Origin of the sequence: Agrococcus sp. Ld7 (assembly GCF_045064095.1) — a bacterium.
GTDB lineage: Bacteria > Actinomycetota > Actinomycetes > Actinomycetales > Microbacteriaceae > Agrococcus.
This window is the reverse complement of the sequence record NZ_JBISGY010000014.1, coordinates 36630-49222: the sequence shown is the minus strand read 5'-3', so window position 1 is coordinate 49222 and position 12593 is coordinate 36630. Positions and strand designations below refer to the sequence as shown.

The following is a 12593-nucleotide window of genomic DNA, read 5'->3' as shown; positions in this document are numbered from 1 at the left end:
GTCAGAGCTTCGAACCGACGTGGGCCGCGAGGTCGACGAGGCGGCAGGAGTAGCCCCACTCGTTGTCGTACCAGGCCGAGACCTTGACCTGATCGCCCATGACGCGCGTCAGCCCGGAGTCGAAGATCGACGAGTACGGGTTCCCGACGATGTCGGACGAGACGATCTCGTCCTCGGTGTACTGCAGGAAGCCCTTGAGCGGCCCCGATTCGGCGGCCGACTTGTAGGCGGCGTTGACCTCGTCGACCGTGAGGCCGTCGCGCGTCTTGATCGTGAGGTCCGTGATCGAGCCGGTGGGCGTCGGCACGCGCAGCGCATAGCCGTCGAGCAGGCCGTTCAGCTCCGGGATGACCAGGCCGATCGCCTTCGCGGCGCCCGTGGACGTGGGGATGATCGAGAGCGCTGCCGCGCGGGCACGGCGGAGGTCGCTGTGCGGACCGTCCTGCAGGTTCTGGTCGGCCGTGTACGCGTGCACGGTGGTCATGAGCCCGCGCTCGAGGCCGAACTGCTGGTGGAAGACCTGCGCGAGCGGCGCCAGGCAGTTCGTGGTGCACGAGGCGTTGGAGATGACGTGGTCGTTCTCGGGGTCGTAGGACTCGTGGTTCACGCCCATCACGAAGGTGGGCGCCTTGCCCTTGGCCGGTGCAGAGAGGATGACCTTCTTCGCCCCGGCGGTGAGGTGCGCGGAGGCGGCCTCCACCTTGGTGAAGCGACCGGTCGATTCGATCACGACGTCGACGTCGAGCTCGCCCCACGGCAGCTTGGCGGGGTCCTTCTCCTCGAGCGCGCGGAAGGTGTCGTCGCCGACCGTGATCGTGCCAGCGTCGGAGGACACGGTCGCGTCCAGCGGACCCGACACGGAGTCGTACTTCAGCAGGTGCGCGAGCGTCTTGTTGTCGGTGAGGTCGTTGACCGCGACGATGTCGATGTCAGCGCCCTGGGCAAGCGCTGCACGGACGAAGTTGCGGCCGATTCGGCCGAAGCCGTTGATGGCTACTTTCAAGGTCATGGGATGGGGTTCCTGACGGTTGGGGTGGAAGCGGGCCCCGGGCGCAGTGCCCGGGGCCCCGGTCACTTGGTGACGATGGGTGGTCAGCGGACGATGAGCCCGGCGGTCTGCGCCTTGGCCGCGTCGAAGCGCGCCTGCGCGTCCTGCCAGTTCACGATCTTCCAGAACGCCTTGACGTAGTCGGCCTTGACGTTGAGGTAGTCGAGGTAGAACGCGTGCTCCCACATGTCGAGCATGAGGATGGGCTGCGTGCCGACCGGGACGTTGCCCTGCTGGTCGAACAGCTGGAAGACGTTCAGGCGCGAGGCGATCGAATCCCACGCGAGCACCGACCAGCCGGAGCCCTGGATGCCCGTGGCGTTCGCGGTGAAGTGCGCCTGGAACTTCGCGAAGTCGCCGAAGAACTCGCCGATCGCGGCCTGCAGCTCGCCCTCGGGCTCTCCGCCGCCGTCGCCGGCCAGGTTGTTCCAGAAGATGGTGTGGTTCGTGTGCCCGCCGAGGTTGAACGCGAGGTCCTTCTCCAGCTTGTTGATGGCGCCGAAGTCGTTCGAGTCACGCGCGGCCTCGAGCTTCTCGAGCGCGGTGTTCGCACCATCGACGTACGCCTTGTGGTGCTTGTCGTGGTGGAGCTCCATGATCTTCGCTGAGATGTGGGGCTCGAGTGCCGCGTAGTCGTACGGCAGGTCGGGAAGGGTGTAGACGGCCATGGGAGGCTCTCCTCTCTCGTGCGCGTCGGACGCGCCGATTCGTCATGCTCGATCCTAGCCACCCGATCCTTGACGCACGCGGAGCGCTTCCTCAGACGTCGATGTCCTCCGGGACGGCGGCCTCGGTGTTCGGGATGCCCTGATCCTGGGCGGCGCGATCGGCCATCGACAGCAGGCGCCGGATGCGACCGGCAACGGCGTCCTTGGTCATGGTGGGACTGGCGAGATGGCCCAGCTCGTCGAGGCTCGCGTCTCGGTGCTCCAGGCGCAGCCTGCCGGCGTAGGCGAGGTGCTCCGGCACCTCCGGCCCGAGGATCTCGAGCGCGCGCTCGATGCGGGCGCAGGCCGCCACTGCCGCCTGGGCACTGCGGCGCAGGTTGGCGTCGTCGAAGTTGACCAGCCGGTTCGCGGTTGCGCGCACCTCGCGGCGCTGGCGCAGCTCGGCCCAGGCCTGCACGGTCTCGAGCGCCCCCATGGTGGTGAGCATGCGGGAGATCGGCTCGCCCTCCCGGATCACCACGCGATGCGCACCGCGGACCTCGCGGGACTTCGCCGGGATCCCGAGCCGGCCGGCGGCACCGACGAGCGCCATCGCGGCCTCGTTGCCCGGGCAGACGACCTCCAGCGCGGCAGAGCGGCCCGGATCCGACAGCGTGCCCTGCGCGAGGAAGGCCCCGCGCCAGATGCCCGCGAGATCCTCGAGCGAGCCGGTGGTCACCTTGTTGGGCAGGCCGCGCACCGGGCGCCGGCGCGCATCCATGAGCCCCGTCTGCCGCGCGAGCGTCTCGCCCTCGGCGATGACCCGCACGAGGTAGGCGCCGCTGGCCCGGTTCGTCGACGATGCGATCTTCGCGATCTCTGCGCGAACCCCGTAGAGCTCGAGGATGCTCCTCGCGAGTCGACGCGCGGCCGCGGCGGAGTCGAGCTCGCTCTCGACCGCGACGCGGTTCGAGATCACGTGCAGCCCTCCGGCGAATCGCAGCAGGGTCGCGACTTCGGCCGCTTTCGTCTGGGGCCGCGTCACGCGGACCCGCGCGAGCTCCTCCTTGACGTCGTCGGTCAATGCCACGCCTGCTCCTCTCGTCATTCGCGTCCCAGGTCTCGGTGCTTCACGGCGACGCGCAGGCCCGGTGCGCCGGACAGCTGCTTCGCCAGGTGCTCGGCCATCGCCACCGATCGGTGCTTGCCACCGGTGCACCCTACTCCGAGCACGGCGTGCAGCTTGTTCTCTCGCGCATAGCCCGCGAGCACGGGACGCAGCGCCTCGAGGTAGTTCTCGGCGAATTCCAGTGCGCCCTGCTGCTGCAGCACGAAGTCGGAGACCACGGCCTCGGTGCCGTTGTGCCCCCGGAGGTCGGCGTTCCAGAACGGGTTGGGCAGGAACCGCATGTCGGCGATCAGATCCGCGTCGACCGGCAGACCGTACTTGAACCCGAAGCTCATGACGGTGAGGGTGACCTCGAGCTCGCCGCCGGGCGCGAAGCGCTCCCCCACGCGCGTGGTCAGCTGGTGCGGGTTCAGGCCCGTGGTGTCGAGCAGGTCGTTCGCCATGCTGCGCAGCGGCTCGAGCCGCGTGCGCTCCATGCGGATGCCGTCGAGGATCGTGCCGTCACCCTGCAGCGGATGCGGCCGCCGCACCGCCTCGTAGCGCCGGACCAGCTCGGCGTCGCTCGCCTCCAGGAAGATCACGCGCACGCTGTGCTCGGCGCGCAGCATCTCGACGAAGCGCTTGGCATCGTCGAACAGCGCGCCGCCGCGCACGTCGACCACGATCGCGAGCCTGGACTCGGTGGAGTCGTCCGTGGCAGCGGTGCGCACGAGCGCACGCAGCATGGTGGGCGGCAGGTTGTCGACCACGAACCAGCCGAGATCCTCGAGTGCGTTCGCGACCGTGGTGCGCCCAGCACCGGACATGCCGGTGATGATGACGATGTCTCTGGCGTTCACGCGTGCGGTTCCTGTCGTTCGGGCTCAGCCCCCATCGTATCCGGGCCGAGCGCTCGCGCGATGGCCGCGGCGAGCGAGGCTCCAACGCCCGGCACCTCCTGCAGCTGCTCGGGGGACGCGGCCCGCACCCGCTTCGCGGAGCCGAAGTGCTTGAGCAGCGCACGCACACGGTTGGGTCCGAGGCCGGCGATGCCGCTCAGCTCGGTCTCGATCGCGCTGGAGCGCTTCTGCCGCTGGTAGCTGATCGCGACCCTGTGCGCCTCATCGCGCAGCCGCTGCACGAGGTAGAGCGCCTCGCTGCTGCGCGGCAGGATCACCGGGTAGTCGTCGTCGGGCAGCCACAGCTCCTCCAGCCGCTTCGCGATCCCGGCGAGCGCGATGCCGCGGACTCCCGCCTCGTCCAGGGCCCGCTGCGCCGCCTGCACCTGCGGCCGGCCGCCGTCGACCAGGAGCAGCTGGGGCGTGTAGGCGAAGCGCGTGCCGGTCTCCTCCGGATCCCCGTCGACGATGTACCTCGCCCGGCGTCGCATGATCTGGTAGATCGAGTCGGTGTCGTCCGTCGTCTGCGCGATCGCGAACTTCCGGTACTGGTCCTTGCGCGGCAGCCCATCCTCGAACACCACCATCGATGCCACCACTCCCGTGCCGCCCAGGTGCGACACGTCGAAGCACTCGATGCGCAGCGGCGCCTCGCCCATGCCGAGTGCCTCCTGCAGGTCGGCGAGCGCCTGCGTGCGCGTGACGTAGTCGCTCGTGCGCTTGGTGCGCGCGACCTGCAGCGCGTGCGCGGCGTTGATGGTCGCCGAATCCGCGAGCTTCCGCTTCTCGCCCCGCTGCGCGACCCGCACCGCGACGCGTCCCGTGAGGCCGTGGTCCGCCCGCCGGTCGCTCAGCCACGCCTCGACCTCCGCCGGCGCGTCCGGCTCCTTCGGCAGCAGCACCTCGCGCGCGGGCGGGTCGCCGCCGTCGTAGGCGATGCGCATGATCTGCGTCGCGAGCTCGTTGTCGGTGAGGTCGATCTCGGTGTCGACCACCCAGGACTTGGTGCCGCGGATGCGACCGCCGCGAACGGCGAAGAGGTGCACCGCTGCGCTGAGCTCGTCGTGCACGAGGCCGAACACGTCGGCATCGACGCGATCGGAGAGCACGACGCTCGTGCGCTCGAGCACCGTCTCCAGCGCCGACAGCTGGTCGCGCAGCCGGGCGGCGCGCTCGAACTCCAGCCGGGCGCTCGCCCGCTGCATCTCCTCGCGGACGCGGTCCACGAACTCCTGGTCGCCGCCGTTCATGAACGCGACGAGCTCGCGCGCGGTGGCGCGGTGCTCGGCGTGCGTGACCCGACCGACGCAGGGCGCGGAGCACTTGCCGATGTCGCCCAGCAGGCACGGCCTGCCCGAGCGCTCCGCACGGTCGTAGACCGACTGGCTGCAGGAGCGCATCGGGAACGCCTTCAGCAGCAGGTCGAGCGTCTCGCGGATCGCCCAGACCTTCGTGTAGGGGCCGAAGTAGCGGGCGCCGCGCATGTTGCGATTGCGGGTGATGAGCGCGCGCGGCACGTCCTCCCCCATCGTCACGGCCAGGTACGGGTACGACTTGTCGTCCCGGAACTGCACGTTGAACGGGGGCTCGTACTCCTTGATCCAGGTGAACTCGAGCTGCAGCGCCTCGAACTCGCTCGCGACGATCGTCCACTCGACCCGCACGGCGGTCAGCACCATCCGCCTGGTGCGCTCGTGGAGCGTCTCGAGCGGCTGGAAGTAGTTCGCCAGCCGCTGCCGCAGGTTCTTCGCCTTGCCGACGTACAGCACGCGCTCGTGCTCGTCGCGGAATCGGTAGACGCCGGGTGCCGTCGGGATCGTGCCTGCGGCGGGCTTGTACGGGACGGTGCGCGACCGGCCGCCGGCACTCATCGCACGCCCGCGCCGAGGATCTCCTTCAGGAAGCCGCCGGTGTAGCTCTCGGGCACCTCCGCGACCGCTTCCGGCGTCCCGGTCGCGACGACCATGCCGCCACCGGAGCCGCCCTCCGGGCCGAGGTCGATGATCCAGTCGGCGCTCTTGATGACGTCGAGCGCGTGCTCGATGGTCAGCACGGTGTTGCCCTTCTGCACCAGCCCGTCGAGCACCTCCAGCAGCTTCCGCACGTCGTCGAAGTGCAGGCCGGTGGTCGGCTCGTCGAGCACGTAGATGGCACGGCCGGAGGTGCGGCGCTGCAGCTCTGTCGCAAGCTTCACGCGCTGCGCCTCGCCGCCCGAGAGCGTTGTGGCCGACTGCCCGAGGCGCACGTAGCCGAGGCCGACGTCGACGAGCGTCTGCAGGTAGCGATGGATGGACGAGATCGGCCGGAAGAACTCGGCAGCCTCCTCGATCGGCATCTGCAGCACATCGGCGATGGACTTGCCCTTGTAGTGGACCGACAGCGTGTCGCGGTTGTAGCGCTTGCCGTGGCAGACCTCGCACTCGACGTAGACGTCGGGCAGGAAGTTCATCTCGATCTTCAGCGTGCCGTCGCCCTGGCAGGCCTCGCAGCGCCCGCCCTTCACATTGAAGGAGAAGCGACCGGCGAGGTAGCCGCGCGCCTTCGCCTCGACGGTCTCGGCAAACAGGTTGCGGATCTTGTCGAACACCCCGGTGTAGGTCGCCGGGTTCGACCGCGGCGTGCGCCCGATCGGGCCCTGGTCGACGTGCACGACCTTGTCGAGGTGCTCGAGGCCGGTGATGCGCGTGTGCTTCGCGGGCACCTGGCGCGCGCCGTTCAGCGCGTTCGAGAGCACCTTGTGCAGGATGTCGTTGACGAGGGTCGACTTGCCGGAGCCCGAGACGCCGGTCACCGCGACGAACACCCCAAGGGGAATGTCGACGTCGATGCGCTGCAGGTTGTTCGCCCGAGCCCCCTCGATGCGCAGCATGCGCGCGGGATCGATGGGCCGCCGCTCGGTGGGCACCGGGATGCGCTCGCGCCCCGAGAGGTAGGCGCCCGTGAGCGAGTGCTCGTTCTCGAGCAGATCCTCGTAGCTGCCCGAGTGCACCACCTCGCCGCCGTGCTCGCCGGCACCGGGACCGATATCGACGATCCAGTCGGCGGTGCGGATGGTGTCCTCGTCGTGCTCGACCACGATGAGCGTGTTGCCCAGGTCGCGCAGCGCCTCCAGGGTTGAGATCAGGCGTCGGTTGTCGCGCTGGTGCAGGCCGATCGATGGCTCGTCGAGCACGTACAGCACGCCGGTGAGGCCCGCGCCGATCTGCGTCGCGAGCCGGATGCGCTGGGCCTCGCCGCCGGACAGCGAGGCGGCCGCCCGGGAGAGCGAGAGGTAGCCGAGGCCGACGCGGATGAGGAAGTCGAGCCGAGCGCGGATCTCGCGCAGCACCGCCGCGGCGATGGTGGCCTCGCGCTCGTCGAGGTCGAGCTCCTGCATGGTGCGGTGCGCGTCCTCGAGGCTCATGTCGGCGATCCGCGAGATCGAGTTGCCGTGCACCGTCACCGCGAGCACCTCCGGCTTCAGCCGTGCTCCGCCGCACTCCGGGCACGGCACCTCGCGCAGGTACTCGCCGTGCTTCGCGCGCACCCATTCGCTGTCGGCCTCGGAGTGCTTGCGCTGGATGTAGGGCATGACGCCCTCGTAGCCGGAGGCGTACTTCAGCTGTCGACCGAAGCGGTTGCGCCACTGCACCATGACGTTGCCGTCGGTGCCGTGCAGCACGACCTTCTGCACGTCGTCGCCGAGCTCGCCCCACGGCGTATCGAGCGAGAAGTCCATCTCGGTCGCGAGGCCGCGCAGCAGCCGCTCGAAGTAGGTGTAGAGACCCTTGCCGGTCTGCGTCCACGGCAGGATCGCGCCCTCCCTGATCGAGAGCGCGTCGTCGGCGATCACGAGGTCGGCGTCGGCCGCCATGCGGGTGCCGATGCCGGCGCACTCGGGGCACGCGCCGAACGGCGCGTTGAACGAGAAGGTGCGCGGCTCGATCTCGGTCAGCGTGACCGGATGCCCGTTCGGGCAGGAGAGCTTCTCGCTGAAGGTGCGCTGGCGCTCCGGGTCGTCGGCGTCGACATCGACGTAGTCGATCGTCACCAGGCCGTCGGCGAGCCGCAGCGCGGTCTCGAGCGAGTCCGTCAGCCGACCGAGCCCATCGGCGTCGGCGACCAGCCGGTCGACGACGACCGAGATGTCGTGCTTGTTCTGCTTCTTGAGCGCCGGTGCCTCGGCGAGCTGCACCAGCTCGCCGTCGATGACGGCGCGCGCGTAGCCCGTCGCCGTCAGGTTGCGGATGAGGTCGGCGAACTCGCCCTTCTTCTGCTGCACCACCGGCGCCAGAATCTGGAAGCGCGTGCGCTCCGGCAGCTCCATGAGCTGATCGGCGATCTGCTGCACGGTCTGGCGCTGGATGCGTGCGCCGCACACAGCGCAGTGCGGCACCCCGACGCGCGCCCACAGCAGTCGCATGTAGTCGAACACCTCGGTGATCGTCCCGACGGTCGAGCGCGGGTTGCGGTTGGTCGACTTCTGGTCGATCGAGACCGCGGGGCTGAGCCCCTCGATGAAGTCGACATCCGGGCGGTCGACCTGGCCGAGGAACTGGCGCGCGTAGGCGGACAGCGACTCGACGTAGCGTCGCTGCCCCTCGGCGAAGATCGTGTCGAACGCGAGCGACGACTTGCCCGACCCCGAGAGCCCGGTGAAGACGACGAGCGCATCCCGGGGAATGCGCAGATCGACGTCCTTCAGGTTGTGCTCGCGCGCGCCGCGCACGTGCAGTTCCGGGGTGTTCGAGGTGGTGGATGTCACCCGATCATTCTAGAAGCGGCCACTGACAGGGAGCCTGGCTGTTCGCGCCCGGCACACCCGGATCACCGCTCGATGCGCGCGATCGCCTCGTCCAGGGCCACGTCGCACCCGACCGGCGCGCGCTGCACGAGCGTGCCGGATCGGTGCGCGAGCACGACGGTCTCCATCTTCATCGCGTCCAGCACCGCGATCGGCGTGCCCGCCTCGACCGACGCACCCTCGTCGGCCATCCACCGCACGACGGTGCCGGGCACGGGCGCGAGCACCGCGTCCTCCTGCGGGGCCGACACGGCACCGCCTGCAGCATCGGTGTCGGCGCGCGATGCTCCGCTCGCGGCCATCAGCAGCGTCTCCGGCAGCCCGACCAGGATGCGCCGCCCGTCGAGCTCGATGGGCACGCGCTGCATGGCGGGGGCGTCGGCACGCGCGGATCGCGCCTGCGGCGCGAGGCGCGGCATGAGCGTCGCCTCGATCCACTGGGTCGAGACCGAGAACGTCGCGGTCGCGAAGTCGGGCTCGCCGAGCACAGCGGTGGCGACCGGCGCCACCGTGGCGACGCCCGTGACCAGCAGCTCCCGGAGTGCCCTGCGCATGCGCGCGATGGCCGAGTCCCGGTCGGCCGCGTGCACGATCAGCTTCGCGACGAGCGAGTCGAACGCGGCCTCGACGCGGTCGCCCGCCTCGACGCCCGAGTCCCAGCGGATGCCGGGACCTGCGGGCACGCGCAGGGCCTCGATGCGCCCGGGACTCGGCAGGAATCCGCGGCCCGGATCCTCGGCGTTCAGTCGCAGCTCGATCGCGTGGCCGGTACTGGGCGGCGTCGTGCTGCACGACGGACCGAGGCCCTCCGCGATCCTGAACTGCTCGCGCACCAGGTCGACGCCCGTCACGGCCTCGGTGACCGGATGCTCCACCTGCAGCCGCGTGTTGACCTCCAGGAAGGAGATGGTGCCGTCGCGGCCGAGCAGGAATTCGACCGTGCCCGCGCCGCGGTAGTCGACCGCCGCGCAGATGTCGCGCGCCGCCGCGTGCATGCGCGCGCGCTGCTCGTCGTGCAGCCGGGGCGCGGGAGCCTCCTCGATGAGCTTCTGGCTGCGTCGCTGCAGCGTGCAGTCGCGGTCGCCGACGACCACCACCGTGCCGTCGCCGTCACCCAGCACCTGCACCTCGACGTGCCTGGGATGCTCGAGATAGCGCTCGATGAAGCACGCACCGCGCCCGAAGGCGGCGACCGCCTCACGCATGGCGGCGTCGAACGCGTCGGCGACCTCTTCGACGGTGCGAGCGACCTTCAGGCCGCGCCCGCCGCCGCCGAACGCCGCCTTCACGACCACGGGCACGCCGTGCTCGCGCGCGAACGCGACGGCCTCCGCAGCGTCCGCGAGCGGCCGGTCGGTGCCGGGAGCGAGCGGCGCTCCGGCGCGCAGGGCAATCGCTCGCGCACTGACCTTGTCGCCGAGCGCATCGATCGTCTCCGGGCTCGGGCCGATCCACGTGAGCCCTGCCGACTCGACGGCGCGGGCGAACTCGGCGCTCTCGGAGAGGAAGCCGTAGCCGGGATGCACCGCGTCGGCTCCGGATGCGCGTGCCGCGTCGAGCAGCGCCGCGATGCTCAGGTAGGTCTCGGCGGCGGTCGTGCCCGGCAACGCGAAGGCTTCGTCGGCAAGCCGCACGTGCATCGCGTCGAGATCCTGGTCGGCGTAGACGGCGACGGAGCGGTAGCCGGCCTCCGCGCACGCACGAGCGATGCGGACGGCGATCTCGCCGCGATTGGCGATCAGGATCTTCTGCACGGGTCCCCCGGTTCGGGTGCTGCCTGCGACGCGGCGAGGTGGAAGCGGATGCGGGCGCCCGGCGGCAGCTGCCCCAGGAGATCGAGATCGCGGTCCACGACCGCTCCGATCACGGGATAGCCGCCGGTGAGCGGGTGGTCGGCGAGGAAGAGCACCGGCTGCCCGTCGCCGGGCACCTGGATGGCACCGGTGACCGTGCCCTCGCTCTCGAGCTCGCCGCGCACGGCGCGCTCGAGCGGTGTCCTCCCGCGCAGGCGCAGCCCGACGCGATCGGAGTGCGGCGTGACCAGCCACTCCTGCCCGAGGAGGGCCGCGGTGGCCTCCGCCGTGAACCACTCGTCGCGCGGGCCGAGCACGATCTCGATCTCGACCGTCTCGCCAGCGATCGGCAGCGGCAGGTGTGGCGATCGCAGGGGCTCCACCGCGAGCGCTCCGCGACTCGGGCCGTGCAGCGGCAGCACGGCGCCCGCCGCGAGCGGCGCGGGCCCGAGCTGCGCGAGCGTGTCGGTGGCGAGGCTCCCGAGCACCGGTTCCACGTCGAGGCCTCCGCGGATCGCCAGCAGCACGCGATGCCCGTCCCACAGCGCGCCGACGCGGAGCTCGTCACCATCCTCGATCGCGACCGGCTCGCCGTGCTCGACCGCGAGCGACGGCGCACGACCGCCCACGAGCACTCGAGCGTCGGCGCGCGCGCCCGCGAGCGCGATCACGGCGTTGCCTCGGAATCGCAGCACCGCACCGCCGCCGGCGTGCTCCAGCCCTGCGGCACCCGGCGGATTGCCGACCGCACGGTTCGCCTCCCGCAGCGATGCGCGATCGGCGGTGCCGGAGGCCGCGACGCCCTGCGCGGCCAAGCCCGGCCGGCCGAGATCCTCGACGAGCAGCTGCGCGCCGGGGCGAACGACCTCGATCATCCACCGGGCATCGACGGGCGCGGCCCGCGGCGCTGCGGCGTGCACCATCTCGCGCGCTGCGCGCTCGAAGCGCACGGCGGTGCCGGGCCGCAGCAGCGCCGGCGGGTCGCGATCGAGGTCCCACATCGCGAGATCCGTGCGGCCGATGAGCTGCCAGCCGCCGGGGCTCGCCTGCGGGTAGATGCCGGAGCAGCGCCCGGCGAGCCCCACCGATCCAGCCAGGATGCGCGTGCGCGGCGACGCGCGCCGCGGCACATCGAAGCGCGGGTCGTCGCTCACCAGGTAGCCGAACCCCGGTGCGAAGCCCATGAAGGCGACCGTCCAGCTGGCGGCGAGGTGCCGGGTCACGAGCTGCTCCGGGGAGGCGCCGAGCAGCCGCGCGACCTCCTCCAGGTCGGCCCCGTCGTATCGGATCGGGATCACGAGCGGATCGGCATCGCTGCTGGGCGCCGACCCCGGCGCGATCGCGAGCAGTCGCTCGCGGAGCGCAGCGGCGGTCGTGCGATGCGCGTCGAAGCGCACCAGGATGGTCCGGGCGCCGGGCACCAGCTCGGTGACGCCGGGGAGGTCAGCCGCGACGAGCGCCGGCAGCAGGCGCATCGACGCCTGCAGGTCGGCGGCCTCCAGCAGCAGCGCGGTGTCGGCTGCCGTCAGCACGCGCGTCATGGCGCCGGCGCCGCGAACGATGCGATCGTCACGCCCGCAGCCTCCAGCGCACCGCGCGTGGCCGCCGCCATCGCGACGGCGCCGGCGCTGTCGCCGTGGACGCAGATGGATGCCGCGCGCACCGCGACCTCGGACCCGTCGATGGCCTCCACGACCCCCTCCTGCACGAGCCGCACCATGCGCGCGGCCACCAGCTGCGGATCGTGCAGCACCGCGCCGTCCACGCTCCTCGGCACCAGCAGCCCCTCCGGCGTGTACGCACGGTCGGCGAACGCCTCCGCGGCGGTCGCGAGACCGCGACGCTCGGCGATGTCGAGCGCCACGCCCCCTGCCAGCCCGAGCAGCACGAGCGTCGGGTCGACGGCGCGGATCGCGGCGACCACGGCACCGGCGCGGTGCTCGTCGTGCGCGATGGCGTTGTAGAGCGCACCGTGCGGCTTCACGAAGACGGCGCGGCCGCCGGCGGCACGCGCCAGCGCCTGCACCGCTCCCAACTGGTATTCGACCTGCGCCTGGAGCGTGGCGGCATCGATGTCGATGTCGACGCGGCCGAAGCGCTCGTGATCGCGGTAGCCGGGGTGCACGCCGATCGCGACGCCCCGCTCGACCGCGGCGCGCAGCGTTGTCGCGATGCCCTCAGGACTGCCGGCGTGGAACCCCGCGCAGACGTTCGCGCTCGTGACGATGCGGAGCATCGCCTGGTCGTCGCAAACGATCCGATCTGGGGTGTTCTCGCCCAGGTCGGCGTTCAGGTCGATCGTCTGCATGCGCTGC

The 12593-nt window shown here is 71.1% G+C and carries 9 protein-coding genes; all 9 read right to left on the bottom strand.

All coding sequences use genetic code 11. The features are described 5' to 3' along the window. Position 1 precedes the first annotated feature (1 nt). The 9 genes from gap to ACJJVL_RS03075 all read right to left on the bottom strand — a co-directional run bounded on the left by gap (position 2) and on the right by ACJJVL_RS03075 (position 12586). Positions 2–1009 carry a type I glyceraldehyde-3-phosphate dehydrogenase gene (gap, locus tag ACJJVL_RS03115; protein ID WP_405216853.1) on the bottom strand — a complete coding sequence of 336 codons (1008 nt, stop codon included), beginning with the start codon at positions 1007–1009 and terminating at the stop codon, positions 2–4. A gap of 83 nt (positions 1010–1092) precedes the next feature. After that, on the bottom strand, positions 1093–1716 hold the full coding sequence (locus ACJJVL_RS03110) for a superoxide dismutase (protein ID WP_405216852.1): 624 nt from the start codon (positions 1714–1716) through the stop codon (positions 1093–1095). A gap of 91 nt (positions 1717–1807) precedes the next feature. Continuing rightward, the gene (gene whiA, locus ACJJVL_RS03105; protein ID WP_405216851.1) at positions 1808–2785 is read right to left on the bottom strand and encodes a DNA-binding protein WhiA; all 978 of its coding nucleotides are present in this window, start codon (positions 2783–2785) and stop codon (positions 1808–1810) included. A 14-nt stretch (positions 2786–2799) separates the two neighbouring features. Continuing rightward, positions 2800–3663, bottom strand: a complete 864-nt coding sequence (gene rapZ, locus ACJJVL_RS03100) for an RNase adapter RapZ (RefSeq protein WP_405216850.1) — start codon at positions 3661–3663, stop codon at positions 2800–2802. Continuing rightward, positions 3660–5573, bottom strand: a complete 1914-nt coding sequence (gene uvrC / locus ACJJVL_RS03095; protein WP_405216849.1) for an excinuclease ABC subunit UvrC — start codon at positions 5571–5573, stop codon at positions 3660–3662. Before uvrC ends, rapZ begins: the two co-directional genes overlap by 4 nt. Next, on the bottom strand, positions 5570–8446 hold the full coding sequence (uvrA, locus tag ACJJVL_RS03090; protein ID WP_405216848.1) for an excinuclease ABC subunit UvrA: 2877 nt from the start codon (positions 8444–8446) through the stop codon (positions 5570–5572). The genes uvrC and uvrA overlap by 4 nt, the downstream gene beginning before the upstream one ends. 62 nt (positions 8447–8508) lie before the next feature. Beyond that, positions 8509–10239 (bottom strand): acetyl/propionyl/methylcrotonyl-CoA carboxylase subunit alpha, encoded by a 1731-nt coding sequence (locus ACJJVL_RS03085; protein WP_405216847.1) that lies wholly within the window; start codon positions 10237–10239, stop codon positions 8509–8511. Then, positions 10224–11819: a carboxyltransferase domain-containing protein gene (locus tag ACJJVL_RS03080; protein ID WP_405216846.1), complete on the bottom strand. Its 1596-nt coding sequence runs from the start codon at positions 11817–11819 to the stop codon at positions 10224–10226. The genes ACJJVL_RS03085 and ACJJVL_RS03080 overlap by 16 nt, the downstream gene beginning before the upstream one ends. After that, entirely contained in the window at positions 11816–12586 is a 771-nt protein-coding gene (locus ACJJVL_RS03075; protein WP_405216845.1) for a LamB/YcsF family protein, read from the bottom strand. Before ACJJVL_RS03075 ends, ACJJVL_RS03080 begins: the two co-directional genes overlap by 4 nt. Positions 12587–12593 lie beyond the last annotated feature (7 nt).